The sequence below is a fragment of the Pseudomonas sp. GW460-LB5 genome (genome assembly GCF_059423245.1).
In genome coordinates this window covers 1-26,834 of record NZ_JBWKXT010000074.1, presented here as the reverse complement: position 1 = coordinate 26,834, position 26,834 = coordinate 1, and the positions used below count along the sequence as shown (strand labels likewise).

Annotated in this window: 16 protein-coding genes; 4 read left to right on the top strand and 12 right to left on the bottom strand. The window is 64.1% G+C overall.

Translation table 11 applies throughout. The features are described from left to right. Positions 1-283: 283 nt before the first annotated feature. The 4 genes from ccoP to ccoN are packed head-to-tail and all read right to left on the bottom strand — an operon-like array spanning position 284 to position 3,477. Positions 284-1,225, bottom strand: a complete 942-nt coding sequence (ccoP, locus tag AC07XM_RS27985) for a cytochrome-c oxidase, cbb3-type subunit III (protein ID WP_023048603.1) — start codon at positions 1,223-1,225, stop codon at positions 284-286. Continuing rightward, a complete protein-coding gene (locus AC07XM_RS27980; RefSeq protein ID WP_016488337.1) occupies positions 1,222-1,425 on the bottom strand; it encodes a cbb3-type cytochrome oxidase subunit 3 in 204 nt (67 codons plus the stop codon). Before AC07XM_RS27980 ends, ccoP begins: the two co-directional genes overlap by 4 nt. A gap of 5 nt (positions 1,426-1,430) precedes the next feature. After that, complete coding sequence (ccoO, locus tag AC07XM_RS27975; protein ID WP_016488336.1) at positions 1,431-2,039, bottom strand: cytochrome-c oxidase, cbb3-type subunit II; 609 nt, start codon at positions 2,037-2,039, stop codon at positions 1,431-1,433. 13 nt (positions 2,040-2,052) lie between these two features. Further along, the gene (gene ccoN, locus AC07XM_RS27970; protein ID WP_016488335.1) at positions 2,053-3,477 is read right to left on the bottom strand and encodes a cytochrome-c oxidase, cbb3-type subunit I; all 1,425 of its coding nucleotides are present in this window, start codon (positions 3,475-3,477) and stop codon (positions 2,053-2,055) included. 50 nt (positions 3,478-3,527) lie between these two features. Between ccoN and AC07XM_RS27965 the strand changes: the two genes are divergently transcribed. Continuing rightward, positions 3,528-4,220, top strand: a complete 693-nt coding sequence (locus AC07XM_RS27965) for an alpha/beta family hydrolase (protein ID WP_016488334.1) — start codon at positions 3,528-3,530, stop codon at positions 4,218-4,220. Positions 4,221-4,271: 51 nt separating this feature from the next. On the opposite strand, the gene ppnP is transcribed toward AC07XM_RS27965, so the two are convergent. Further along, positions 4,272-4,556 carry a pyrimidine/purine nucleoside phosphorylase gene (gene ppnP, locus AC07XM_RS27960; protein WP_016488333.1) on the bottom strand — a complete coding sequence of 95 codons (285 nt, stop codon included), beginning with the start codon at positions 4,554-4,556 and terminating at the stop codon, positions 4,272-4,274. 74 nt (positions 4,557-4,630) lie between these two features. Then, the gene (locus tag AC07XM_RS27955; RefSeq protein ID WP_016488332.1) at positions 4,631-5,182 is read right to left on the bottom strand and encodes a 3'-5' exonuclease; all 552 of its coding nucleotides are present in this window, start codon (positions 5,180-5,182) and stop codon (positions 4,631-4,633) included. A 171-nt stretch (positions 5,183-5,353) separates the two neighbouring features. Here AC07XM_RS27955 and AC07XM_RS27950 point away from each other — a divergent pair, with 171 nt between their 5' ends. Together AC07XM_RS27950 and AC07XM_RS27945 are read left to right on the top strand one after the other, a co-directional pair. Beyond that, positions 5,354-6,154, top strand: coding sequence for a substrate-binding periplasmic protein (locus tag AC07XM_RS27950; protein ID WP_095116935.1), 801 nt, complete (start codon positions 5,354-5,356; stop codon positions 6,152-6,154). A 63-nt stretch (positions 6,155-6,217) separates the two neighbouring features. Then, the gene (locus AC07XM_RS27945) at positions 6,218-7,231 is read left to right on the top strand and encodes a GNAT family N-acetyltransferase (protein ID WP_102690041.1); all 1,014 of its coding nucleotides are present in this window, start codon (positions 6,218-6,220) and stop codon (positions 7,229-7,231) included. Between the two features lie 115 nt (positions 7,232-7,346). Here the strand turns inward: AC07XM_RS27945 and AC07XM_RS27940 are convergent, their stop codons facing one another. Next, the gene (locus tag AC07XM_RS27940; RefSeq protein WP_023048844.1) at positions 7,347-7,877 is read right to left on the bottom strand and encodes an RNA polymerase factor sigma-70; all 531 of its coding nucleotides are present in this window, start codon (positions 7,875-7,877) and stop codon (positions 7,347-7,349) included. Positions 7,878-8,182: 305 nt separating this feature from the next. Here AC07XM_RS27940 and AC07XM_RS27935 point away from each other — a divergent pair, with 305 nt between their 5' ends. Further along, positions 8,183-21,136 (top strand): non-ribosomal peptide synthetase, encoded by a 12,954-nt coding sequence (locus AC07XM_RS27935; protein ID WP_102690042.1) that lies wholly within the window; start codon positions 8,183-8,185, stop codon positions 21,134-21,136. A gap of 184 nt (positions 21,137-21,320) precedes the next feature. Here AC07XM_RS27935 and AC07XM_RS27930 read toward each other — a convergent pair whose 3' ends face one another. The 5 genes from AC07XM_RS27930 to dsbD all read right to left on the bottom strand — a co-directional run bounded on the left by AC07XM_RS27930 (position 21,321) and on the right by dsbD (position 26,692). Beyond that, complete coding sequence (locus AC07XM_RS27930) at positions 21,321-22,046, bottom strand: ATP-binding cassette domain-containing protein (protein WP_060519310.1); 726 nt, start codon at positions 22,044-22,046, stop codon at positions 21,321-21,323. Next, the gene (locus tag AC07XM_RS27925) at positions 22,047-22,805 is read right to left on the bottom strand and encodes an ABC transporter permease (protein ID WP_060519309.1); all 759 of its coding nucleotides are present in this window, start codon (positions 22,803-22,805) and stop codon (positions 22,047-22,049) included. Between the two features lie 575 nt (positions 22,806-23,380). Beyond that, entirely contained in the window at positions 23,381-24,139 is a 759-nt protein-coding gene (gene dsbG, locus AC07XM_RS27920) for a thiol:disulfide interchange protein DsbG (RefSeq protein ID WP_016488323.1), read from the bottom strand. A 1-nt stretch (position 24,140) separates the two neighbouring features. After that, positions 24,141-24,977 carry a TlpA disulfide reductase family protein gene (locus AC07XM_RS27915; protein ID WP_016488322.1) on the bottom strand — a complete coding sequence of 279 codons (837 nt, stop codon included), beginning with the start codon at positions 24,975-24,977 and terminating at the stop codon, positions 24,141-24,143. Then, positions 24,977-26,692 carry a protein-disulfide reductase DsbD gene (gene dsbD / locus AC07XM_RS27910; RefSeq protein ID WP_102690043.1) on the bottom strand — a complete coding sequence of 572 codons (1,716 nt, stop codon included), beginning with the start codon at positions 26,690-26,692 and terminating at the stop codon, positions 24,977-24,979. The genes AC07XM_RS27915 and dsbD overlap by 1 nt, the downstream gene beginning before the upstream one ends. Between the last annotated feature and the right edge of the window lie 142 nt (positions 26,693-26,834).

Here is a 26,834-nt window from a genome sequence, read left to right as displayed (position 1 = left end):
GTGTAAGGTTTGATGGTTATGGTGGGGCGGATATCGAGCGCCGCCCGCGCGGCGCATCGCGACGCAAGGCCGCTCCCACATTTGTTTCGGGCCAGTCCCTCCTGTGTCAGGGGCGCGCGACCGCCTTGTTGGTACGACGCGATATCGAGTCATGCGCCAAGGCGTTCGCGCGCAAACGCCACAGGAATAATTGGCCTGAAACAAATGTGGGAGCGGCCTTGCGTCGCGATGCGCCGCGCGGGCGGCGCTCGATCTCACAGACGCCGAACCTCTCTCGGCGAACTCATTTGGCAGTCACGGTTTCAGCAGCACTCTCCTGCGACAGGCTATACACATAAGCCGCCAGCAGGTGCACCTTGTCATTGCCCTGGATATCGGCCTGCGCCGGCATCTGCCCTTGGCGACCATAGCGAATGGTCTGTTGCAGCTGGGCAAAGCTCGAACCGTAGATGAACGCCTGCGGGTGGGTCAGGTCGGGTGCGCCCATGGCAGGGGTACCCTTGCCTTCGGGCCCGTGGCAGGCCACGCAGTTGGCCGCGAAGATTTCCTTGCCCTTGGCAACGTCAGCCTTGCTCCCTTCAGGCAGGCTGCGACCGTCCAGGTTGGTCAGCACGAATGCGGCCACATCGGCCACGCCCTGCTGGCCGATCACCTCAGCCCAGGCCGGCATCACGCCGTGACGGCCATTCATGATCGAAGCCTTGATGGTTTCTGCTTCGCCGCCCCAGCGCCAATCCTTGTCGGTGAGGTTGGGGAAGCCGAAGGCACCCTTGGCGTCAGAGCCGTGGCACACCGAGCAGTTGGAGGCAAACAGGCGGCTGCCCATTTTCAGCGCCTGCGGGTCCTTGGCGACTTCCTCCACCGGCATGGCGGCGTACTTGGCAAAGATCGGCCCGAACCTGGCGTCAGCCTTGTCCATCTCTTTTTGCCATTCGTTGGCGCCGGTCCAGCCATTTTCATAGCCCGGCAAAATGCCTTTCCAGTTGCCCAGGCCCGGGTAGAGGATCAGGTAGCCGACCGAGAACACCAGGGTGCCGACGAACAGCCAGAACCACCACTTGGGCAGCGGGTTGTCGTACTCCTCGATGCCGTCGAAGCTGTGGCCCATGGTCTGGTCGGTGGTGTTTTTGCTCTCGCCCTTGCGGGTGGCGAGCAGCAGCCAGGTCAGGCCGATCAGGCTACCGATGGTCAGCACGCTGATGTACGTACTCCAGAAGGTGGTCATTGCCCGTTACTCCTTGCAGCAGTCGTGGCAGCAGGTTCCTGCCCGCTAGTGGGCAGGTGGTCGTCGACGAAGGGCAGCAGGCGCGCTTCGGCGAAATCACGGTCGCGGCGGCGGTTGAATACCCACAGGGAGAGGCCGATGAAGGCGATCATCACCACCAGGGTGCCCAGGCCGCGGATCATGCCGATGTCCAGTTCCATCGCATTTACCTCTTGTTCTTGATCGCGGTGCCGAGCACCTGCAGGTAGGCGACCAGTGCATCCATCTCGGTCTTGCCTTTGACTGCGTCACGGGCGCTGGCAATGTCGTCGTCGCTGTACGGCACGCCCAGGGTGCGCAAGGTGCGCATCTTGACGTCGGTGTGGCTGTTGTCGACCTGCTGGGCGACCAGCCACGGGTACGACGGCATCTTCGACTCCGGCACCACGTTGCGCGGGTTGTACAGGTGCGCGCGGTGCCAGTCGTCCGAGTAGCGGCCACCGACCCGGGCCAGGTCCGGCCCGGTGCGCTTGGAGCCCCACAGGAACGGGTGGTCCCACACGCTCTCGCCGGCCACCGAGTAGTGGCCGTAGCGCTCGGTTTCGGCGCGGAACGGGCGGATCATCTGCGAGTGGCAGCCCACGCAGCCTTCGCGGATGTAGATGTCGCGGCCTTCCAGTTGCAGCGCGGTGTAGGGCTTCATGCCTTCCACCGGCTTGTTGGTGACGTCCTGAAAGAACAGCGGGACGATCTGGGTCAGGCCGCCGATACTGACGGCGAATACCATCAGCAGGGCCATCAGGCCGACGTTTTTCTCGATGACTTCATGTTTCATCAGGCGTTTCTCCTCAAGCCAACTGGGCGTTCGCAGGGGCGACGTCAAGCGCTGGCGAACGCACGGTGCGCCAGGTGTTCCAGGCCATCAGGAACATGCCGCTGAGGAAGATCGCGCCGCCGACGAAGCGCACGACAAAGCCTGGGTGGCTGGCCACCAGGGTTTCCACGAACGAATAGGTGAGCGTGCCGTCGCTGTTGACTGCCCGCCACATCAGGCCCTGGGCGATGCCGTTGACCCACATCGAGGCGATGTACAGCACGGTGCCGATGGTGGCGAGCCAGAAGTGCGCGTTGATCAGGCCAAGGCTGTACATGCGTTCCTTGCCGAACACTTTCGGGATGGTGTGATACAGCGCACCAATCGAGATCATTGCCACCCAGCCGAGGGCGCCGGCATGCACGTGGCCGATGGTCCAGTCGGTGTAGTGGGACAGGGCGTTGACTGTCTTGATGGCCATCATCGGGCCTTCGAACGTGGACATGCCGTAGAACGCCAGCGATACCACCAAAAAACGCAGGATCGGGTCGCTGCGCAGTTTGTGCCAGGCGCCCGACAGGGTCATCATGCCGTTGATCATGCCGCCCCAGCTCGGTGCCAGCAGGATCAGCGACATCACCATGCCCAGCGACTGCGCCCAGTCAGGCAGGGCGGTGTAGTGCAGGTGGTGCGGGCCGGCCCAGATGTACAGGGTGATCAGCGCCCAGAAGTGCACGATCGACAGGCGATAGGAATACACCGGGCGCTCGGCCTGCTTGGGCACGTAGTAGTACATCATCCCCAGGAACCCGGCAGTCAGGAAGAAGCCTACGGCGTTGTGGCCGTACCACCACTGCACCATCGCGTCGGTGGCACCGGCGTACACCGAGTACGACTTGGTCAGGCTGACCGGCAATTCCAGGTTGTTGACGATGTGCAGAAGCGCCACGGTGAGGATGAAGGCACCGAAGAACCAGTTACCCACGTAGATATGCTTGGTGTTGCGCTTCATCAGCGTGCCGAAGAACACGATGGCGTAAGCCACCCAGACGATGGTGATCAGGATATCGATCGGCCATTCCAGTTCGGCGTATTCCTTGGAGCTGGTATAGCCCAGCGGCAGGCTGATGGCCGCCAGCAGGATCACCAGTTGCCAGCCCCAGAAGGTGAACGCGGCCAGGCCCGGTGCGAACAGGGTGGTCTGGCAGGTGCGTTGCACCGAATAATAGGAGGTGGCAAACAGCGCGCAGCCGCCGAAAGCGAAGATCACCGCATTGGTATGCAGGGGGCGCAGGCGGCCGAAGCTGGTCCAGGGGAGGTCGAAGTTGAGGGAAGGCCAGGCAAGCTGGGCGGCGATGAAGACGCCGAGCCCCATCCCGACGATTCCCCACACCACCGTCATGATGGCGAATTGGCGGACCACCTTGTAGTTATAGGCGGTACTGCTGGTTGTGTTCATGTATGGGTTCCCATCCACGGTTATTTGGCAGGCTTTACAGCGAGGCAAGCATGATTAATGGGCAAAGTGCCGGTATTGACGGGGATCAATGGGCGAAGGTCGGAAATGTCCCAGGCTTGCGCTGCGATCTTCCACAGGTTCAGGGCAAGGACGGCTACAGGGGCTGCCTGATCCTGGCCCATGGTGCAGGTGCGCCGATGGACAGCGGGTTCATGGACGAAATGGCGCAAAGGCTTGCGGCGCTTGGGGTAGCGGTGGTGCGCTTCGAGTTTCCGTACATGGCCGAACGCAGGGTTACCGGCGGCAAACGGCCGCCGAACCCACAGAAGGTGCTGCTTGAATGCTGGCGCGAGGTGTACCGGCAGGTGCGACCTTTGGTCGCGGGCAAGCTGGCCGTGGGTGGCAAGTCCATGGGCGGTCGCATGGCGAGCCTGCTGGCTGACGAATTGGGCGCGGATGCGCTGGTGTGCCTGGGCTATCCGTTCTACGCGGTGGGTAAACCCGAGAAGCCACGGGTGGAACACCTGGCCGGGCTGAAAACACCGACGTTGATCGTGCAGGGCGAACGGGATGCGCTGGGTAACCGCGAGGCGGTGGCGGGGTATGCGTTGTCGCCGGCAATCGAGGTGAGCTGGCTAGTGGCGGGTGACCATGACCTGAAGCCGTTGAAGGCCTCGGGGTTCAGCCATGAGCAGCATATGCAGACGGCGGCGGAACGCGTTGCTGATTTCCTGAAGGATTAGTGCTGGATTCTTCGCGGGCATGCCCGCGAAGAGGCCGGCACAGGCTGACGCTTAGTCGCGGTACTCGCACAGGTAAGCGGTATCCACCTTCACCTGCAGCTGGAACTTGCTGTCGGCGGCAACATTGAACTTGTCGCCCGCATTGAAGGTTTCCCAGTTGTCGCTACCTGGCAGCTTGACGGTCAGGGCGCCCGATACCACGTGCATGATCTCGCGCTTGGCAGTGCCGAACTCGTATTCGCCCGGGGCCATGACGCCGACAGTGGCGGGGCCTTCTTCGCCCGCGAATGCGATCGACTTGACGGTGCCGTTGAAGTACTCGTTGACCTGGAACATGGGCGACTCCTGAAAAGGGGGGATGAAAAAGGGCTGGCCAGTATGCCCAAGCCCACAGGCCTCGTCATCTGCTTTCAGGGGCTGTTGGCGGGCAGGGTCAACGGTAGTAGCCGCGCCGTGTTGCGCGCATCTTCAAGGGCCCGGTGCTGCTGCCCGCAAAAGTGCATGCCGGCCAGGTGCAGGGCACCGTTCAGGCCGGTGGGGCGCTGCAGGTGGCGGGCCTTGGCAAAGCGTTGCTTGAGGTTGATGTGCGGCAACGTCCGTAGCAGGCTGTCGAGCCCGTGCAGCTGCCACTCCTGGTGCAGTTGCTGGCGGTCGTAGTCGCCCCAGCTGACCCAGGCCTGAAGCTGCTCACGGTGGTGCTCCAGCCAGCGCTCGAAGCTTGCCCACACCTCGCGAAACGGTGCAGCGCGATCCACATCATGTTGGCTTATGTGCGTCAGTTCGCGGCAAAACGGGGTCAGCTGTGGCCGCCGGCGTGGCCGCACGAAACACTGAAAGTGGTCGACCTCGCGGCCATCGCGGGTGACCAGGCTAGCGCCGATTTCAATGACTTCCATCTCTGTAACCGGCCATCCACCCTCGTCGGTGGTGGCTTCCAGGTCGATTACCAACCAATGGCCCATACCAGGCTCCCTTGCAGATCCTGCTAGAGCGTAGCCAAAGTCCGCGCATACGGCATCCCGTGGCATATTGCCGCCTGCTTTGGCACAACGAGCGCGCTCCAGCAGTTGTGCCGCTTCCGGAAAACGCCTAGCTTAAGTGGACCCAGGCATGAACCGTGATGAGCGTCCGTCTTGACTCCAGCACCCGGCCTCAAGGCTTTGTCCACCCTGATGTTGCTGGCCGTGTATTGGCTAGCGGTGCCGGCATGGGCTGCCGATGCCGTCGAAGTGAAGATTGGTGCGGCCCATTTCCCGCCCTACACGGTGCGCCCTGAACAGGGGGCTGACACCGGCCTGTTGCCGCAATTGGTCGATGCGCTCAACCGCTTGCAGCAGGGTTACCACTTCGTCCTGGTGCCCACCTCCATCCAGCGGCGTTTCGGCGACTTCCAGCAAGGCCGTACCGACATGGCGATTTTCGAAAACCCGCAATGGGGCTGGGAGCAGATTGCCCACCAGACCGTGGACATGGGCCTGGAGGACGCCGAAGTGTTCGTTGCCCGCCAGGCCAATGGCAGCGACCCGTCGTACTTCGATGACCTGCGCGGCAAACGTTTGGCATTGTTCAACGGCTATCACTACGCGTTCGCCCGCTTCAATTCCGACCCGGACTACCTGCGCACAACCTATAACGCGACCCTGACCTACTCCCACGACAGCAACCTGCTGATGGTGCAGGCTGGGCGCGCCGACATCGCCCTGGTCACCCGCTCGTACCTCAGCGATTTCCTGGCGCGCAACCCGGCCAGCAGGGCGCAGCTGCTGCCTTCGCAACGCATCGACCAAATCTATCACCACTACGCCCTGCTGCGCCCGGGGGCGCCTATCGACGAGCAGTCGTTTGCCCGCCTGCTGCGCGACCTGCGTGCCAGCGGTGAACTGGCCCGAATCTTCGAGCCCTACCGCATCACGGTCTCGGTGCCCAAGGACTAAATTCACGCACTTTCGCAACGTTCTCAGCAGTGAGCCTTTTCTTCATTTTTCGTGAGACAAGCCATGCCTTTCGATGCCGCTTCGCAGCCCCTGTCACCGCCACGCTGGCGCAGCCTCAGTGCCGAGGAGGGTGACAGCTGGCTAGGCCTCTCCCTCGAAGGTCGCCCACTGATCCAGGTGCGCCTGGAGGCGGGCGCTACCCTGCACGTTCACCTTGAGCGCCTGTGTCCCGAGCGCCCTTATCAAGCCTTGTGGTCGGCCTGCTATTGGTTGTTGTCCCGTGATACCACCTGTCAGCGCCTGGTCTGGCACTTGCCCGAAGTGCAGCCGCAGGTGCTGGCCAGTGGCTTGCTGCGAGTGGCTGAGCAGCCGGGCCAGTATCTGTGCGAGCGGGCGCTGTTCTGGCAGCTGCCACAGCCCTGGCTGGGCGATGCGCAGGCTGCGGTGTACCCACAGCAGATGCAGATCAGCAACGGCAAGCGCCACCCATGCCGCGCGCCCAAGCCCCGTGGTGAGGTATACCGGCGCTTCGATGCGCGGCTGGGTAGCTGGGTGTCGCTGCGCACGCTGGAGATCGAAGATGACCTGGAGCGCTTCAACCGCTGGCAGAACAACCCGCGGGTGGAGGCGTTCTGGCAGGAGGGGGGCACGCTGGCCCAGCACCGCGAGTACCTGGACAAGCTCGAGGCCGACCCGCACACCCTGACGCTGATCGGTTGCTTTGACGATGAGCCGTTTGCCTACTTCGAGGCTTACTGGGCCAAGGAAGACCGCATTGCGCCGTTCTACCCGGCCGATGATTACGACCGCGGCATACACATGCTGGTGGGGGAGGAGAACCACCGAGGGCCGCACAAGGTGGCCAGCTGGCTCTCGGCGCTGGTGCACTACCTGTTCCTGGATGACCCGCGTACCCAGCGGGTGGTGGCCGAGCCGCGTGCCGACAACGGCAAGATGATCGGCTACATGCACGACCAGTGCTTCCACTGCGACAAGGAGTTCGACTTCCCGCACAAGCGTGCGGCGCTGATGATTCTGGGGCGAGAGCGGTTTTTCGAGCGCTGCAAGCTGGCTTGATACCGAGTTGGCTTCTTCGCGGGCATGCCCGCTCCCACAGGATCACCACAGGCTTCAAGAGCAGTGGGGTACCTGTGGGAGCGGGCATGCCCGCGAAGAAGCAAACCCTGTGTGGTCAGGCCTGCCGGTTGGCCGTCTTGCGGCAATGCACCAGCGCATCGCGGATCATGAAGTTGACCAGTGTCGGCGATACCCCCAGCTCTTTGGCAATGTCTTTCTGCGGCACGCCATGCAGGCGGTACATCTCGAACGCATAGCGGGTGCGCTGCGGCAGTTCGTTCAGCGCCTGGGCAATGTCATCCAGCGCGGCAAGGTTGATGTGAGTGGCTTCGGGCGAGGCGTTCTGGATGACCACGTTCAGCCCTTCCTCCTCGCTGCCGGAGTATTTCAGCTCCATTGCCTGCTTGCGGTAGTGGTCGATCGCAAGGTTGCGCACGATCTGGAACAGGTAGCTGAGCTGCGCCTTGAACGACGAGGTTATCTGCGGGGCAGCGTTGAGCCGGAAGAAGGCATCCTGCACCACATCTTCGGCGCGCGAGCGGCAGCCGGTGATGCGTGCAGCGATCTTGACCAGGATGCTGCGGTTGTCGACGAAGGCCTGCAGTAATGGTGAATCGCACTTACTTGTGGATAGTTGTTCCGCCATGGAAATCACCTTGTCACAGAGGGGAAAGGAGGCCCCCAAGGCTGGGAAGCTTCCTACGACGTGCGACAAGCTATTCAGAATGATAATGATTGTCAAATACGAAACGTAATTAGTATCTATATCTTTCAGGTCTAAGGCCATCGTGTGACAGCGTTCACCTTTGGCCCCGCCTGCCACTGCGTAATCCCCGCTAATTTCTGCCTGCGCCCATCCGTTTCCCTGTGTACATCTTCGATCGCCCTTTGCTGTCCGCACACGTTCGCGGTGCAGCCGGCGCGCCCCAACAGACACTGGCAGGAACCCCCATGACGGACGCCTTCGAACTCCCGCTCTCGCTGGTCCAGGCACTTGCGCAACGCGCCACGCAGACCCCGGACAAGATCGCCCTGCGCTTTCTGGCCGACGCCCCCGGCGAGCAGGCTGTGCTCAGCTACCGGGACCTCGACCAGCGTGCACGCACCATCGCCACTGCGTTACAGGCCCGTGCCAGCTTCGGCGACCGTGCGGTGCTGTTGTTCCCCAGTGGTCCTGACTACGTGGCGGCGTTCTTCGGTTGCCTGTATGCCGGAGTGATCGCGGTACCGGCTTACCCGCCAGAATCCGCGCGCCAGCACCATCAGGAGCGTTTGCTGTCGATCATCGACGATGCCGAGCCGCGCCTGCTGCTGACCGTCGCGGCGTTGCATGACGGCCTGCAAGGCTTGCCAGCGCTGTCGGCGCACAACGGGCCTGAGCTGCTGGCAGTGGACAGCCTGGACCCGGCGCTGGCCGCAAACTGGCGCGAGCCCGTGCTCAAAGGTGATGACATCGCCTTCCTGCAATACACCTCGGGCTCCACCGCGCTGCCCAAGGGTGTACAAGTCAGCCACAGCAACCTGGTGGCCAACGAGCAGTTGATCCGCTGTGGTTTCGGCATCGACCTCAACCCCGACGACGTGATCGTCAGCTGGCTGCCGCTGTACCACGACATGGGGCTGATTGGCGGTCTGCTGCAGCCGATCTTCAGCGGCGTGCCGTGCGTGCTGATGTCGCCGGGTTACTTCCTGGCCCGGCCGCAGCGCTGGTTGCAGGCCATGAGCGAATATGGCGGCACCATCAGCGGTGGCCCCGACTTTGCCTACCGTCTGTGCAGCGAGCGGGTCAGCGAGGCCTCGCTGGCCGGGCTCGACCTGAGCCGCTGGCGCGTGGCCTATTCTGGCTCCGAGCCGATTCGCCAGGACAGCCTGGCAACCTTCGCCGACAAGTTCCAGGCCAGCGGCTTCGACCCGCAGAGCTTCTTCGCCAGCTACGGCCTGGCCGAAGCCACCCTGTTCGTCAGTGGCAGCCGCCGTGGCCAGGGCATCGACGCGCTGGAGCTGGACGCCGAAGCCTTCGCCGCTAACCGCGCCGAGCCGGGCAAAGGCAGCGTGCTGATGAGCTGCGGCTACCCGCAGCCCGGTCACGCGGTACGTGTCGTGGAGCCGCAGCACTTGCAGGTGCTGGGCGACAACCAGGTCGGCGAAATCTGGGCGGCTGGCCCGAGCATCGCCCGGGGTTACTGGCGCAACCCCGAAGCCAGCGCACGCACCTTCGTTGAAATGGACGGCCAGACCTGGCTGCGCACCGGCGACCTGGGCTTCATGCGCAACGGTGAAGTGTTCGTCACCGGGCGCCTGAAAGACATGCTGATCGTGCGCGGGCAGAACCTGTACCCGCAGGACCTGGAAAAAACCCTCGAACGTGAAGTTCAAGTGCTGCGCAAAGGCCGTGTGGCCGTGTTTGCCGTCGAGCAGCAGGGCGAGGAGGGCATCGGCGTGGCGGTGGAGATCAGCCGCCACGTGCAAAAGGCAATCGAACCCCAGGCGCTGGTCAAGACCCTGCGCCAGGTGATCGCCGACGCTTGCCGCCAGGCGCCGGCCGTGGTCCTGCTGCTGAACCCGGGCGCGTTGCCCAAGACCTCCAGTGGCAAGCTGCAACGTTCGGCCTGTCGCCTGCGTATGGACGATGGCAGCCTGGACTGCTACGCCCGCTTCCCAGATGTGAGCGAAACGGCTGCAAGCGCGGCTGCCGGCAATGAGCTCCAGGCACAGATCGCCGCAGTGTGGCGGGACATTCTCAAAGTAGAGGCGGTTGCGGCAGACGACCACTTCCTGCTGCTGGGCGGCAACTCCATCGCCGCCACCCAGGCCACCGCACGGCTGGCCGATGAGCTGGGTATCAACCTGGGCCTGCGCACCCTGTTCGAAGCGCCGGTACTGGCCGATTACAGCAGCGCTGTGGCGTCGATCATGGCCGACGGCGCTGCTGGCACTGCCACCATTGCACCGCTGGAGCGCACCCAGGCCTTGGCCCAGTCGTTGGCGCAAAACCGCTTGTGGTTGATGTGGCAGTTGCAGCCACAATCGGCTGCCTACAACATCCCCGCCGGCCTGCAGCTGCGCGGTGAGCTGGACGAAAGCGCCCTGCAAGCCGCCTTCCAGGCGCTGGTGGCGCGCCACGAATCCCTGCGCACCGTATTCAGCGAAGAAAACGGCCAGCCCCTGCAACGCATTGTGGCGCAACAGCCGTTCAGCCTGCGCCGCCTGGACCTCGAAGGCCAAACGCTGGAGCAGGTCAGCGCCCAGCGGGAAGCCGAGGCCCGTCAGCCGTTCGACCTCACTCAGGGCCCCTTGCTGCGGGTGACCCTGGCACGCCTGGACGACGAAGACCATCAGTTATGGGTGACCCTGCACCACATCGTCGCGGATGGCTGGTCGCTGAATATCCTGCTGGATGAATTCGCCAAACTTTACGCAGCCCGCTGTCAGGGCCTGGAGGCCAACCTGGCGCCGCTGGGCCTGGGTTATGCCGACTACGGCACCTGGCAGCGTCAATGGCTGGCCGCCGGTGAAGCCGAACGCCAACTGCAGTACTGGAAGGCGCAGTTGGGCGGTGACCTGCCGGTGCTGGACCTGTGCACCGACCACCCCCGCGCCAGCCAGCGCGAGCACAGTGCTGCCCGGTTCAACCTCAAGGTACCGGCCACGCTTGCCGAAGCACTCAAGGGCCTGGCCCGCGAACAGCAGGCCAGCCTGTTCATGGTCCTGCTGGCCGGCTGGCAGGCGCTGCTGCACCGCTACAGCGGCCAGGCCGACATCCGTGTCGGTGTGCCCAACGCCAACCGCCCGCGCCTGGAAGCCCAAGGCATGGTCGGCTTTTTCATCAATACCCAGGTACTGCGTGCACAGCTCGATGGTCGCCTGCCATTCACGCAGTTGCTGGCCCAGGTGCGCCAGGCCACCCTTGCGGCGCAGGCTAACCAGGACTTGCCGTTCGAACAGCTGGTCGAAGCCCTGCCGCAAGCCCGTGAGCAAGGCTTGTTCCAGGTCATGTTCAACCACCAGCAACGCGACCTGTCGGCCCTGCGCCGCCTGCCGGGGCTGCTGGCCGAGGAGTTGCCATGGCACAGCCGCGAAGCCAAGTTCGACCTGCAGCTGCACAGTGAAGAAGACCACCAGGGCCGCCTGAGCCTGGCCTTCGACTATGCTGCGGAGCTGTTCGAAGCCAGCACCGTCAAACGCCTGGCTCATCACCTGCTGGCGCTGCTGGAACAGGTGTGCGCCGCGCCGCAGCGGGCGCTGGGCGAGGTGCAATTGCTGGACGAGCCTGCCCGTGCGCAATTGCTGGGCTGGGGCCGGGCACCGGCTACCGCGCCGCCAGGCCTGCTGGTCGAACAGCTCAACGAACAGGCCCGCCTGACCCCGCAACGCACCGCGCTGGCCTGGGACGGCGGCAGCCTCGACTACGCCGAACTGCACCAGCAGGCCAACCGCCTGGCCCACTACCTGCGCGACAAAGGCGTCGGCCCCGACACCTGCGTCGCCATCGCCATCGAGCGTTCGCCACAGTTGCTGGTCGGCCTGCTGGCCATCCTCAAGGCCGGCGGCGCTTACGTGCCGCTGGACGTCGACTACCCGGCCGAACGCCTTGCCTACATGCTGGCCGACTGCAATGCCGGGCTGCTGCTGAGCCACAGCAGCCTGCTGGGCAAGCTGCCACAGGTCGACGGCGTCAGCGCCATTGCCCTCGACCAGTTGCACCTGGACAGCTGGCCCAGCCACGCGCCTGGCCTGCACCTGCACGGCGATAACCTGGCCTACGTGATCTACACCTCCGGCTCCACCGGCCAGCCCAAGGGCGTGGGCAATACCCATGCGGCGCTGGCCGAGCGCTTGCAGTGGATGCAGGCGACCTATGCGCTGGATGACAGCGACGTGCTGATGCAGAAGGCGCCGATCAGCTTCGACGTGTCGGTGTGGGAATGCTTCTGGCCGCTGGTCACCGGCTGCAAGCTGGTGCTCGCCGGCCCCGGCGAACACCGCGACCCGCAGCGCATCGCCGCGCTGGTGCAGGCCCATGGCGTGACTACGCTGCACTTCGTGCCGCCGCTGTTGCAGGTGTTCGTCCAGGAGCCGCAGGCGGGTGCCTGCAGCAGCCTGCGCCGGGTGTTCTCCGGTGGCGAAGCATTGCCCGCCGCGCTGCGTGACCGCGTGCTGCAGGTGCTGCCGCAGGTGCAGCTGCACAACCGCTACGGCCCGACCGAAACCGCCATCAACGTCACCCACTGGCACTGCCAGGTGGCGGACGGCGAGCGCTCGCCAATCGGTCGCCCGCTGGGTAATGTGCTGTGCCGCGTGCTGGACGATGAGCTTGAACTGACTGCCCCCGGCGTGTCGGGCGAGCTGTACCTCGGTGGCGCTGGCCTGGCCCGTGGCTACCTGGGCCGTCCCGGTCTTACCGCCGAGCGCTTCGTGCCCCAGGCCGACGGCCACGGCGAGCGCTTGTACCGCAGTGGTGACCGCGCGCGCTGGCAGGTGCAGCTACAGGCCCTGGAATACCTCGGTCGCCTCGACCAGCAGGTAAAGGTGCGTGGTTTCCGCGTCGAGCCAGAGGAAGTACAGGCCTGCCTGTTGGCACAGCCGGGTGTGGAACAGGCGCTGGTGCTGATCCACAAGGACGCCGTTGGTGCGCAACTGGTGGGTTACTACAGTGGCAGTGCGCACCCAGCCGAACTCCTGGCCGTGCTGGCTGAGCAACTGCCCGCGTACATGGTGCCGGCGCAGCTCATCCCGTTGGCACAGCTGCCGCTGGGCCCCAGCGGCAAGGTCGACCGCAAGGCGCTGCCGGCCCCGGTGTGGCAGCAACGCGAACATGTCGAGCCCCACACCGAGTTGCAACAACAGGTCGCCGCCATCTGGCGCGAAGTGCTGAACCGGCCGCGTGTCGGCCTGCAAGACGACTTCTTCGCCCTGGGCGGGCACTCGCTGCTGGCCACTCAGATCGTCTCGCGCAGCCGCCAGGCCTGCGATGTCGAGCTGCCGCTCAAGGCGCTGTTCGAAGCCAGCGAACTGGGCGCCTTCTGTGCCGAGATTGCACGTATCCGCGCGGCCGGCGAGCGCAACCTGCAAGGCGCAATCGCCCGCGTCGACCGGCGTCAGGCGGTGCCGCTGTCGTATTCGCAGCAGCGCATGTGGTTCCTCTGGCAAATGGAGCCGGACAGCCCGGCGTATAACGTCGGCGGCATGGCACGCCTGCGCGGCACCCTGCATGTGGACGCTTTCGAGCGTGCGCTGCAGGCGTTGATCGTGCGCCATGAAACCTTGCGCACCACCTTCCCCAGCGTCGACGGGGTGCCGTACCAGTGCGTTGCCGAAGACAGTGGCCTGCACCTCGACTGGCAGGACTTCAGTGCCTTGCCCATCGATGCCCGCCAGCAACACCTGCAACAACTTGCCGACGACCAGGCGCACCAGCCGTTCGACCTGGAGCGCGGCCCGCTGCTGCGCGCCTGCCTGGTCAAGGCTGACGAGCGCGAGCATTTCTTCGTGCTCACCCTGCACCACATCGTCACCGAAGGCTGGGCCATGGACATTTTCGCCCGCGAGCTAGGCGAACTGTACGAAGCCTTTGTCGATGACCGCGAGTCGCCGCTGGCGCCGCTGCCGGTGCAATACCTGGACTACAGCGTATGGCAACGGCAATGGCTGGAAAGCGGCGAGGGCGCTCGTCAACTGGCCTACTGGAAGGACCGCCTGGGCGATGAGCACCCGGTGCTGGCGCTGCCTGCCGACCGCCCGCGCCCGGCAGTGCAGAGCCACCGCGGCGAGCTGTACCGCTTTGAACTCGACCCGGCGCTGGTCGCCCGCGTGCATGCCTTCAACAGCCAGCGCGGCCTGACCCTGTTCATGACCATGACCGCCACCCTGGCTGCCTTGCTGCACCGTTATAGTGGCCAGCGTGACCTGCGCATCGGCGCGCCGGTGGCGAACCGCATCCGCCCGGAAAGCGAAGGCCTGATCGGCGCCTTCCTCAATACCCAGGTGCTACGTTGCGAGCTGGACGGCCAGATGACCGCCAACGCGCTGCTGGAGCAGATGCGCCAGGCCGCCATCGAAGGCCAGTCGCACCAGGACCTGCCGTTCGATCAGTTGGTCGAAGCGTTGCAACCGCCGCGCAGCAGCGCGTATAACCCGCTGTTCCAGGTGATGTGCAACGTGCAGCGCTGGGCTTTCCAGCAAAGCCGCACACTGGCCGGCATGCAGGTGGATTACCTGCTCAATGACGCCAGTGCCACCAAGTTCGACCTGTACCTGGAGGTCACCGACCTCGACGGCCGCCTGGGTTGCTGCCTGACTTACAGCCGCGACCTGTTCGACGAACCGCGCATAGCGCGCATGGCCGAGCACTGGCAGCACCTGCTGGTCGGCTTGCTGGACAACCCGCAGCAGCGCCTGTGCGAGCTGCCGATGCTGAGCGGTGCGGAGCAGCAGGTGCTGGCGGGTCAGTTGCAGGGCGAGCACGACTTCGACCTCGACCAGACCCTGCACGGCCTGTTCGCCGCCCAGGCGGCGCGCACACCACAGGCTGGCGCGCTGACCTTCGCTGGCCAGCACATGACTTACGCTGAACTCGATCAGCGGGCCAACCGCCTGGCCCGCGCCCTGCGCGAGCGTGGCGTCGGCCCGCAGGTGCGCGTGGGCCTGGCGCTGGAGCGCTCGCTGGAAATGGTCGTCGGCCTGCTGGCCATCCTCAAGGCCGGCGGCGCCTACGTGCCGCTCGACCCCGAGTACCCGCTCGACCGCTTGCGCTACATGATCGAAGACAGCCGCATCGGCCTGCTGCTCAGCCAGCGTGAGCTGTTGCAAACCCTGGGCGAGCTGCCTGAGGGCGTGGCCCGCTGGAGCCTGGAGGACGATGCCGCCAGCCTGTCGGCCTACAGCGATGCGCCGCTGGACAACCTCAGCCTGCCGCAGCATCAGGCGTACCTGATCTACACCTCCGGCTCCACCGGCAAGCCCAAGGGCGTGGTGGTCAGCCATGGCGAATTTGCCATGCACTGCCAAGCGGTCATCGCCGCGTTCGGCATGCGCAGCGATGATTGCGAGCTGCATTTCTATTCGATCAACTTCGACGCTGCCAGCGAGCGCCTGTGGGTGCCGTTGCTGTGCGGTGCCCGCGTGGTGCTGCGCGCCCAGGGGCAGTGGGGCGCCGAGGACATCTGCCAGCTGGTGCGCGAGCAGCAGGTGAGCATTTTGGGCTTTACCCCCAGCTACGGTAGCCAGCTGGCGCAATACCTGGGCGGGCAGGGCGAGCAACTGCCGGTGCGCCTGGTGATCACCGGCGGCGAAGCGCTGACCGGCGAGCACCTGCAGCGTATTCGCCAGGCCTTTGCGCCACAGCAGTGCTTCAACGCCTACGGCCCGACCGAAACCGTGGTCATGCCGCTGGCCTGCCTGGCGCCAGACGAGTTACCAGCGGACCTTGGCAGTGTACCGATCGGCCGCGTCATCGGTAGCCGCACGGCCTATATCCTCGACGACGACCTTGCCCTGTTGCCGCAAGGCGGCATTGGCGAACTGTACGTTGGCGGCGCCGGCCTGGCTCAGGGGTATCACGACCGCCCGGGCCTCAGCGCCGAGCGCTTCGTCGCCGACCCGTTCAGCATCGAAGGTGGCCGCTTGTATCGCACTGGCGACCTGGTGCGCCTGGGCACTGACGGCCTGGTCGAGTACGTCGGCCGTGCCGACCAGCAGGTGAAGGTTCGCGGCTTCCGTATTGAGCTGGGTGAAATCGAGAGCCGCTTGCAGGCGCACGCCGATGTCGACGAGGCCGTGGTGCTGGCCCTCGACCTGCCGGGCGGCAAGCAGTTGGTGGGTTACCTGGTGTGCAAGCAGGCCAACGCGGGTAGCGAGGCGCAAAACCTGCTGCGTGAAGCGGTGAAAGCCGATGCCCGCCAGCACCTGCCGGACTACATGGTGCCTGCGCACCTGGTACTGCTCGACAGCCTGCCGCTGATGGGTAACGGCAAGCTCGACCGCCGTGCGCTGCCGCTGCCGGACCTGGAACAAGCGCGTCAGCACTACCAGGCACCTGGCAACGAGGTGGAAAGGCAGTTGGCGCAGATCTGGCGCGATGTGCTCAACGTTGCCCAGGTCGGTGTACAGGACAACTTCTTCGAACTGGGCGGCGATTCGATCCTGTCCATCCAGGTGGTCAGCCGGGCCCGTCAGGCCGGGTTGCAATTCACCCCGCGCGACCTGTTCCAGCACCAGACCATCCAGACCCTGGCGGCTGTCGTTCAGCACAGCGAAACCGCGAGCACGGTGGAACAGGGGCTGCGCCAGGGCCAGGCCGGGCTGACACCGATTCAGCATTGGTTCTTCGACAGTGAAGTACCCCAGCCACAGCACTGGAACCAAGGCGTGTTGCTGGAGGCGCGCCAACCGCTGGATGAGGCGGTACTGGCGCAGGCCTTGGCGCTGCTGGTGCAGCACCACGACAGCCTGCGCCTGCGCTTCAGCCAGGCCCATGGCCGCTGGCAGGCCGAATACGCCCAGCCTGATACCAGGCCATTGCTGTGGACCGCCACCGTTGCCGATGTCGCTGATTGTCAGGCGCTGTACACCGACCTGCAGCGCAGCCTCGACCTGCAACAGGGCCCACTGCTGCGCGCCTTGCTGGTGGGTGACGGGCAGGGCAGCCAGCGCCTGTTGCTGGCGATCCATCACCTGGTGGTCGATGGCGTGTCCTGGCGGGTGCTGCTGGAGGACCTGCAGGCGCTGTACCGCGGCCAGCCACTGCCGGCCAAGACCCATGCCATGGGCGATTGGGCTGCGCGTCTGGCCAGCTACGCCGGCAGCGATTCGTTGCGTGACGAGCTGAGCTGGTGGCAAGGCCAGCTGGGCGGCGTGCGTCGCGAGCTACCGTGTGATCACCCGCAGGGCGGCAACCTGCACCGCCATGCGCAGACCCTGGCCATCGGCCTGGACGTGGAGCAGACCCGGCAACTGCTGCAACAGGCCCCGGCGGCTTACCACACCCAGGTCAACGACCTGCTGCTGACTGCACTGGCGCGTGCGTTGAGCCGGTGGAGCGGCGATGAAGAAGTGCTGGTACAGCTTGAAGGCCATGGCCGTGACGGGTTGTTCGAAGACATGGACCTGACCCGCAGCGTTGGCTGGTTCACCAACGCCTATCCCCTCAGCTTGCGCCCGCTGGCAGGCGAAGGCGACGTGGCGCTGGCCGGCTCGATCAAGCGTATCAAGGAGCAACTGCGCCAGGTGCCGCACAAGGGGCTGGGCTATGGCGTACTGCGCTACCTGGCCGACACGGCCGGGCGCGAGCAGATGGCGGCCTTGCCGCAGGCGCGTATCACCTTCAACTACCTGGGCCAGTTCGACCAGCAGTTCGACAGCGCGGCGCTGTTCCAGCCCCTGGAAGCACCGGCCGGCCTGGCGCATGACCTCGATGCACCACTGCCTAACTGGCTGAGCGTCGATGGCCAGGTATATGGGGGGGCCTTGCAGCTGCGCTGGACCTTCAGCGCCGAGCGCTATGACCCGCAAACCATCGCCCGCCTGGCCGAGGCCTATCGCCAGGAACTGCTGGCGCTGGTCGCGCATTGCCTGGCCGATGGCAACACCAGCTTCACCCCGTCGGACTTCCCGCTGGCGCATCTCACTCAGGAGCAGATCGACGCGTTGCCGGTACCCGCTGCGCAGATCGAGGACGTCTACCCACTGACGCCGATGCAGGAAGGCATGCTGCTGCACACCCTGCTGGAGCCAGGCACCGGCCTCTACTACATGCAGGACCGCTACCGCATCAACAGCGCGCTGGACCCTGAACGTTTTGCCCAGGCCTGGCATGCCGTGGTGGCACGTCACGAAGCGTTGCGGGCATCGTTCAGCTGGAACAGCGGCGAGGCGATGCTGCAGATCATCCACAAACCGGGCAACCTGGCGGTGGACTACCAGGACTGGCGCGGCCTTGCTGACGAGGCCCAGGAGCAGCGCCTGCAGGCCCTGCACAAGCAGGAGCGCGAGGCCGGTTTTGCCCTGCTCAGCGAAGCACCGTTCCACTTGCGCCTGGTGCGTGTGGCCGACGAGCGCTACTGGTTCATGATGAGCAACCACCACATCCTTATCGATGCCTGGTGCCGCTCGCTGCTGATGAACGACTTCTTTGAGGTTTACCAGGCCCTCGGCGAAGGCCGCCAGGCCCAGTTGCCGGTGCCGCCGCGTTACCGCGATTACATCGGCTGGTTGCAGCGCCAGGGCCTGGAGGATGCGCGCGCCTGGTGGCAGGCCAACCTGGCCGGCTTCGAACGCGCCACCGCCATCCCCAGCGACCGCCCGCTGCGGCATGACCACGCTGGCAGCGGCATGGTCGTCGGCGACTGCTACACCCGCCTGGCGGTGAGTGACGGCGTGCGCCTGCGCGAACTGGCCCAGGCCCACCAGCTTACCGTCAACACCTTCGCCCAGGCGGCCTGGGCCTTGGTGCTGGCACGCTACAGCGGCGACCGCGACGTCGCCTTTGGCGTGACCGTGGCCGGGCGCCCGGTCAGCATGCCGCAGATGCAGCGCACCGTCGGCCTGTTCATCAACAGCGTTGCCTTGCGTGTGCAGTTGCCCGCATCCGCTGAGCGTTGCAGTGTGCGCCAGTGGTTGCAGGGCCTGCTGCAAAGCAACATGGAACTGCGCGAGTACGAATACCTGCCGCTGGTGGCGATCCAGGAGTGCAGCGACCTGCCCAAGGGCCAGCCGCTGTTCGACAGCCTGTTCGTGTTCGAGAACGCGCCGGTGGAAACCGCCGTGCTCGACCACGCCCAGCACCTGAACGCCAGCTCCGACTCGGGCCGTACCCATACCAATTTCCCGTTGACGGCGGTGTGCTACCCGGGCGACGACTTGGGCCTGCACCTGTCGTTCGACCAACGGTACTTCGACTACCCGACCGTCGAGCGCCTGTTGGCCGAGTTCAAGCGCCTGCTACTGGCGCTGGTACAAGGCTTTGAAGGGGAGGTGAGCGAGCTACCGTTGTTGGGTGCCGAGGAGCAGCGTTTCCTGCTGGACGACTGCAACCGGACCGAGCGGTCCTATCCGCTGGAGCAGAGCTACATCGCACAGTTCGAAGCACAAGTGGCCGCACATCCGCAGCGCACTGTGGCCCGCTGCCTGGAGGCGTCCTATGACTACGCCGGGCTGAACCTGGCAGCCAACCGCCTGGGCCATGCCCTGGTGGCTGCCGGGGTCGGCGTGGATCAGCCGGTGGCGCTGCTGGCCGAGCGCGGGTTGCCGCTGCTGGGCATGATCGTTGGCAGCTTCAAGGCCGGCGCGGGCTACCTGCCGCTGGACCCGGGCCTGCCGGCGGCGCGCCTGCAAAGCATCATCCAGCTCAGCCGTACGCCAGTGCTGGTGTGCAGCGCCGCCTGCGCCGAGCAGGGGCGGCAGTTGCTGGGCGAGCTGGCGGTTGCACTGCGGCCGCAATTGCTGGTCTGGGAAGACATCCAGGCCAGCCAGATCGCAAGCCACAACCCGGGCATCCACAGTGGCCCGGACAACCTCGCCTATGTGATCTACACCTCAGGGTCGACCGGCCTGCCGAAAGGGGTGATGGTCGAGCAGCGCGGCATGCTCAACAACCAACTGAGCAAGGTGCCGTACCTGGCCCTGAGCGAGCATGACGTGATCGCCCAGACCGCATCGCAAAGCTTCGATATTTCGGTGTGGCAGTTCCTTGCCGCGCCGCTGTTCGGCGCCAAGGTCGAGGTCGTGCCGAACGCCATCGCCCATGATCCGCAGGGCCTGCTGGCGCATGTGCAGGCCACCGGCATCACCGTGCTGGAAAGCGTGCCGTCGCTGATCCAGGGTATGCTGGCCAACGACCATCAGGCCCTCGACGGCCTGCGCTGGATGCTGCCGACCGGCGAGGCCATGCCACCGGAACTGGCGGCGCAGTGGCTGCAGCGTTACCCGCAGATCGGGCTGGTCAACGCCTACGGGCCGGCAGAGTGCTCGGATGACGTGGCGTTCTTCCGCGTCGATGCCGCGTCGACCCAAGGCAGCTACTTGCCGATCGGCACTCCGACCGACAACAACCGCCTGTACCTGTTCGGCGAAGAGCAGGCACTGGTGCCGCTGGGCGCGGTGGGCGAGCTGTGCGTGGCTGGCACGGGTGTTGGTCGTGGCTATGTCGGTGACCCGGCGCGCACGGCAATGGCGTTCATGCCTCACCCTTACGGGCTACCTGGAGAGCGGCTGTACCGGACCGGTGACCTCGCACGGCAGCGCCCGGACGGTGTGCTGGAGTACGTCGGGCGCATCGACCACCAGGTGAAGATCCGTGGTTACCGCATCGAGCTTGGCGAGATCGAAGCCCGCCTGCACGAACAGGCCGAGATTCGCGATGCTGCAGTGGGCGTGCAGGAAGGCGTCAACGGCAAACATCTGGTCGGTTACCTGGTGGCACACCAGGGTATCGCCGCCGATGGCGCATTGCTGGAGCAGATCAAGCAGCGCCTGCGGGCTGGGTTGCCAGAGTACATGGTGCCGCTGCACTGGGGTTGGTTCGACAGCCTGCCGCACAACGCCAACGGCAAACTCGACCGCAAGGCCCTGCCGGCCATCGACATCGGCGGCCAGCACAGCCAGGCCTATCAGGCGCCGCGCAACGAGCTGGAGGAAGTGCTGGCGGGCATTTGGGCCGATGTGCTCAAGGCCGAGCGGGTGGGGGTACACGACAACTTCTTCGAGCTGGGCGGGCATTCGCTGCTGGCCACGCAGATCGCTTCGCGGGTGCAGAAGCAATTGCAGTTGAACGTGCCATTGAGGGCGATGTTCGAGTGCAGCACGGTGGAGGAGCTGGCCGAGTATGTGCAGGGGTTGCAGGGCAGTGCGCTGGATGACGACAAGGTTGACCGGCTTAGTGACCTGATGGCCGAGCTTGAGGGGCTGTAACTAGATCGGCGCAGCCTGCGCCTGCCTCCTCGCGGGGTTGCTCGTTCCCACAGGAATTTCGCCATTCCTGTGGGACGGGTGTGTCTTGGCGACGAACCCCTGCGATGGGCTGCGTTTCAGTACCGGTAATTTGTGGTGACCCTTGAGAACTTTAGACTGCAAAGCGGTTAAGGTGTCAGCGTTGCTAGGCAGCCCCAGATTGCTCCAGCAGGGTGGAAGCATTAATGAAGGCTTCATCGAAAGAAGTCGCATGATAGCGAGTCAGAAATTGGTCTGAACTATTGAACGCTTCGAGTTGACGATGGGCAAGCATGTAAAACCGATCGCAGTGTGTCGCGATTTCCGGCGTATAGTGTGATGAAACCAAAACACTGGCCCCTTCGTTGCAGGCGTGTTTGATCCCAAGCCAGATGAAGTGCCGGAATTCCGGATCCACTCCAGCCGTGGGTTCGTCAAGTATTATCAGATCGCTGCCCATGAGCAACAGTGTCAACGTGAAAAAACTTCGTATCTCGCCATAGCTACAAGTCGACGCTTTCTTTTTTGAAATATCCGCATATCGTTTGCAGAGCGCAGGCGACCATGCGTCAAGCCGACCCAGTGCCTCAGAAAGGCAGGGTTTGGGCGACGCATTCAAGTTGTTGATGAGCTGGTAAATTTCAATCATCCGTAGCTGGGGGGGAGGTGTCAAAATTTGTGTAAGATAAGCCAGGTTTTTGGCGCGGTTGATGATGTTCCCCCGGTCGGGCTGTCTAAGTTTACAAATCAGGTCGAAGAGCGTCGTTTTTCCTGCGCCATTGCTCCCCAATATACCTGCTACTTCACCTGGCGAAAGATGCAGGTTGAGGTTGTGCAGCAGCGGGTTGCCTTCGTACGAGAAAGTCAGGTTGTCAAGGGTAAGGATGCTCATTCAGTAACGACTCCAGATGGGCTGTATTCTGAAATGATTCGCCGTCACACAAAAGCCGACCAGTGTGAGGGTGAACGCCACTGGGAAAACTGCCAGTAATGAAAGTTCGCCACGAAAAATGCGGGTGCTCACGTACAGGGGATTGACCAGAGAGATCAATTGTTCGTGCGTTTCACTGGTGATGGCGCCCAAGTAGCTGGACATCAGCATGAGGAATGACAGCAGTGAGAATAGAGTGCCGGCTGTTCCAAATGTTATAGGCAGAGCGGCTATAGCGAAACCAATACAGGAAAACCCCAGGTAACTGGTAAAGAAACACGCCATGATGTACAAATATTCATGGCCTGAATAAGCTCCATGCATGGGCTTGGTGACCAGGTAGAAGAAGGAGGCGTACGCGACGCTTAGAATCGAATAGCTGATCATGTGGGATGCAAGAAAAAGGCGAATGGATTCTTTCTGGTAGATGAATGAACGGATAAAGCCGCTTTCCCTTCTGCCAATCAGGTAAAAGCTGAATCCAAAAAAAGCGACGTTTGCTGAAATGTAGGCGTAGAACCAGCCGGCGTAGAATAAATAGGGTTGGGTGTTCTTGTCTGTATTCAGAAAACTCGGGGTCATGATAAAGAACAGCATGCACGGCGCGAAAGCAGTCCACAATAAACTGGAAGGCTCTCGGAGGTGCTCCTTTATCAAGATGTTTGAGATGTTATAGAGCCTTCCTGTATTAGAAGGCGCGCGTGGGCTGCTGCTGGTCATGGGAAGGGCCCTTCTGTTGATTGCCTTCATTTATGTCATGAAGTGCTTTTTATTCTTGGTCGAGGCGATGGCCAATTGAGCCTCTGCTGACGTCTGCCTCGCAGTTGCTGTCGCCGGAGTGCTCTCTGTTTAGATTTATATTTGCGTTGCGTCAAGTTTGGCGTGAATGGCCGCTGGCTGAGCGCGGTATCCGCTGTTTGAAGTGAGGCTGGACCTGTGAGGTTTTTCTGCGGGATGTTTCTGATGAGAGTCCAATGACTGAATGAAGTTTTAGGAAACTTCCTGTTCTTGTATAGGATTCGCCCGTGTTTTTCGTAGGGTAGAAAGGTGATTCAGTGGGGAATGTGCTGTTTACGATGGGCGGTGTTTATTGGATGAGACACTGAATTCATTGTTTCGAGATGTAAAAATAGAGTGTGACGGCGCCGTTGGACCATCGACCTAGGCGGCCAGCGGAGTCGTGCCGGCGGTGGGCTAGGCCGATGTGCTCAACGGCAGGTGTAGGGTTGGTGCTCACCTTGAGCTTTAGAGGGCGGCCCACGATCTATGCCGCACCTCAAAACTCAAGACATGCACTAGCGCTTGCCAAGAATCTTCCCAAGCATTTCTGGCCGCGGTGCCCCTTGCTGGCTTTGCAGATTGCCCTGTTCATCCTGATAGAAAATCGCCGGAGTCGCCTGCAACCCCATCTCTTCCATCAATGCCATGTTGGCTGCCAGCTTCTGCTGCACCGCCTCAGGCACCTGCTCCAGTGCCTTCAGCGTGCTGGCCTTGCCGGCTTTTTCATGCTGTTGCAGTGCCTTGGCCGGGTCTTTCGCAGCCAGCAGCGCCGCCGATTTACCCGGGCTGTCCTCGCGGATGATGCCGACCATGATATGGCGCAACTGCACCTTGCCCGACTCCACCCACGGCCGCGCCTGTTCCCAGAACATGTTGCAATAAGGGCAGTTCGGGTCGCTGAACAGGTACACCTTGCGCGGTGCATCGGCCTTGCCGTCGGCGATCCAGGCGGTTTTCTCCAGCTTCGCCCAGATTGCTTTGCTCATCGGTGCATACACCAGCTTTTCCAACGGCTCGGCGCTAAGGTCCTTGCCTTGTTCGTCGAACAGGCTGCCGACCACTACGTGCTTGCCGTCAGGGGTCAGGTACAGGGCCAGGGCGTTGTTCTGGTACTCGGCGGCGTAGCCGCGCAGGCCGTCAGGCGCGTTGAAGCTGCCTTTGATCACGGCGCCCTTGGCTTGCAGTTGCTGAACCGCCTTGGGCAGCTCTTCGGCCTGCAGGGGCGGGGCGGCCAGCAGGGCCAGGGACAGGGGCAGCAGTGCAGTCAGTCGCATGTCAGTTTCCTTGTGCGGCAGGGGCGGGCGCAGTGGCCCGGTCGAAAGGTTCCAGGGCGTGGCGCAGGCTGGCCCGGGACAGCTCGCCCAGGTGGCTGCCGATCAGCCGCCCGTCGGCGTCATAGAACAAGGTCGTGGGCAGGGCCATGGAACCGACCCGTTGGGCCAGCAGGCCGGTGCCGTCGAACAGCACGTGGGTCAGGCTCAGGCCGGTAGTGGCGAGGAAGGTGCTGACGTTTTCCGGGGTCTCGCCCTGATTGACGAACAGGAAGGTCACATGCGGGTATTCGCCTTGCGCCTGTTGCAGCACCGGCATCTCGCGCCGGCAAGGCGGGCACCAGGTGGCCCAGATGTTGATTACCAATGGCTTGCCGCGGTAGCTGTGCAGCGCCACCGGCTGGCCGCCAGCGTTGCGCAGGCTAAGTTCGGGCAGCTCGGTACCTTTGCTGTACAAATGTCCGCCGAAGCTGGCCAGGCCCCAGAACAGCGCGCCGCTGAACAGCGCCCAGCCCAGCGGGCGGCGCAGGCCTGGGTGGCGCCAGCCCTGCCACAGGGCACCAAAGACGATGCCGACAAGGCCCGTCCAGAGCAGGAACCCGCCGTCGCGGATGTCGATCATTTGCAACGGCTCATCGCGGTACATCGGCCAGTAGGCCAGCACGAAGCCGGCACGGGCGCACAGCAGGCCGATCAGGAACAGGTTGAACAGCGCCGATTCCGGGCTTTCGCCACCACGCCGGGCGACCCACCAGCCGACCACGCTGGCGATCACCAGGGCGGTGAGCATCAACAGGTGGTTGAGGGCCATCGTCAGTGGCCCGAGGGTTACGGTCAGCATCAGCCTTGGCTCCTGGTCTGGGCCCAGTGTTGCTGGAACGCGGCGGCATCCACCTCACCGGTAATGCGCCGCGCGCGGCGTTCGTCGCCTTCCGGGCCGATCCAGATGATGCTGGGCGGGCCGGGTACCTGGTAGCGCTGCAGCAAGGCTTTGCTGGCTGTGCTGTCGGCGGTCACGTCCAGGCGCAGCAGGTGCACCCCGGCCAGGCCGGCCTGCACGTCGCTGCGGGCGAACACCTGTTTTTCCATGACCTTGCACGACACGCACCAGTCGGCATAGTAGTCGAGCATCACCCACTGGCCACGAGCCTTGGCCGCATCCAGTTCACGTTGCAGGTCTTCGGGGCGGCTGACCGTGACGAAGCTGTCTTCGGCATGCTGGCCAGCGACTGGCGCGCCACCACCACCGGTGAACGGGCGCAGCGGCTGCCACAGGTCATCGCCACCGGCTGCGGCGCCTACCAGCAACAGGCCGCCCCACAGGGCGCCCAGCAACGGTACGGCGCGCAACGCTGGCAGGCGCTGCAGGACCGGCCAGGTGGCCCAGGCCAGGGCGATCAGCCAGGCGCCGCTCAGGGCCAGCAGCAGTGTGGCGGGCAACAGGCTGCGCACGGTATACAGCGCCATGGCCAGGAACACGAAGCCGAACACGCCCTTGACCCGGTCCATCCAGGCGCCTGGGCGCGGCAGGTAACGGTTGCCCAGGGTTACCAGCAACAGCAGTGGTACGCCCATGCCCAGGCCGAGGCTGAACAGCACCAGCGCGCCCTGCAGCACGTCGCCGCTCTGGGCGATGTACAGCAGCGCGCCGGCCAATGGCGCGGTCATGCACGGGCCCAGCAGCAGGCCGGACAACGCCCCGAGCAGCGCCGCGCCATACAGGTTGCCGCCACGGGTGCCTTGCCCGGCGCGGTCAAGGCGGTCCCGCACGGCGGCGGGCAGTTGCAGCTCGAAGGCGCCAAACATGGGCAGGGCCAGCAGCACGAACAGCCCCGCGAGGCTGCCCAGCAGCCAGGGTTGCTGCAGCCAGGCCTGCAGGCTGGCACCCAGCAGCGCGGCAACCACGCCCAGGGCGGCGTACACCAGTGCCATGCTCAGCACATACACCCCGGCCAGCAGCCAGCCGCGTCGGGCGCTGGCGCCATTGCCCAGTACCAGCCCGGCAAGGATCGGCAGCATCGGGAGCGAGCAGGGGGTAAACGCCAGCAACAGGCCCAGGCCGAAGAACGCCAGCAGGCTCCAGGCCAGGTGGCCCTGTTGCAGGCCACTGGCCAGGGCCTGGTCGCTGGCTTGCTCGGCGGCTGGGGCCACACTGCCGCCCAGCTCGATCAGGGTGGTCTGCGGTGGATAGCACAGGCCGGCGTCGGCGCAGCCTTGCCAGCCCAGGCGCAACTGGCCTTGGGCATTGGCCGGCAGCAGCAGTTCGAGCTGGTCGCGGTACACCGCGCTGTCACCAAAGAATTCGTCATGGTGGTTGAGCGCCGGCGGCAACTGCGGGTGCTGCTCGGCAGGCAGGCCGTCGAATTTCAAGCGCTTCTGGTACAGGTAGTAGCCCGGCTTGATCTGGAAATACAGGCGCATCTGGCCATCGGCCTGGCGGTCGTGGGTGAGCACGAAGGCCTGGTCGACCGGCAGGAAGTCCGGTTTTACATCGAACGGGTTGGCCTGCAACGGCCCGGCCAGAAGCAGTGTGAGGAAGAGCAGGAGGACGCGCATGTCTTCGCCTTGGCAGATCTAGGAATGGGGCCATGCTGGCTGGGGTTGATTAAAGGAAGGTTAACTCTGGCTTTTTGGGCAGATGCTTGTCGGGGGATTTTTAGCGCCTGGGAGATCGAGCGCCGCCCGCGCGGCGCTCGAT

Coding starts and splice junctions, on each gene's coding strand:
- ccoP (WP_023048603.1), bottom strand. CDS start 1,225: ATGACCACCTTCTGGAGTACGTACATCAGCGTGCTGACCATCGGTAGC.
- AC07XM_RS27980 (WP_016488337.1), bottom strand. CDS start 1,425: ATGGAACTGGACATCGGCATGATCCGCGGCCTGGGCACCCTGGTGGTG.
- ccoO (WP_016488336.1), bottom strand. CDS start 2,039: ATGAAACATGAAGTCATCGAGAAAAACGTCGGCCTGATGGCCCTGCTG.
- ccoN (WP_016488335.1), bottom strand. CDS start 3,477: ATGAACACAACCAGCAGTACCGCCTATAACTACAAGGTGGTCCGCCAA.
- AC07XM_RS27965 (WP_016488334.1), top strand. CDS start 3,528: ATGATTAATGGGCAAAGTGCCGGTATTGACGGGGATCAATGGGCGAAG.
- ppnP (WP_016488333.1), bottom strand. CDS start 4,556: ATGTTCCAGGTCAACGAGTACTTCAACGGCACCGTCAAGTCGATCGCA.
- AC07XM_RS27955 (WP_016488332.1), bottom strand. CDS start 5,182: ATGGGCCATTGGTTGGTAATCGACCTGGAAGCCACCACCGACGAGGGT.
- AC07XM_RS27945 (WP_102690041.1), top strand. CDS start 6,218: ATGCCTTTCGATGCCGCTTCGCAGCCCCTGTCACCGCCACGCTGGCGC.
- AC07XM_RS27940 (WP_023048844.1), bottom strand. CDS start 7,877: ATGGCGGAACAACTATCCACAAGTAAGTGCGATTCACCATTACTGCAG.
- AC07XM_RS27935 (WP_102690042.1), top strand. CDS start 8,183: ATGACGGACGCCTTCGAACTCCCGCTCTCGCTGGTCCAGGCACTTGCG.
- AC07XM_RS27930 (WP_060519310.1), bottom strand. CDS start 22,046: ATGAGCATCCTTACCCTTGACAACCTGACTTTCTCGTACGAAGGCAAC.
- AC07XM_RS27925 (WP_060519309.1), bottom strand. CDS start 22,805: ATGACCAGCAGCAGCCCACGCGCGCCTTCTAATACAGGAAGGCTCTAT.
- dsbG (WP_016488323.1), bottom strand. CDS start 24,139: ATGCGACTGACTGCACTGCTGCCCCTGTCCCTGGCCCTGCTGGCCGCC.
- AC07XM_RS27915 (WP_016488322.1), bottom strand. CDS start 24,977: ATGCTGACCGTAACCCTCGGGCCACTGACGATGGCCCTCAACCACCTG.
- dsbD (WP_102690043.1), bottom strand. CDS start 26,692: ATGCGCGTCCTCCTGCTCTTCCTCACACTGCTTCTGGCCGGGCCGTTG.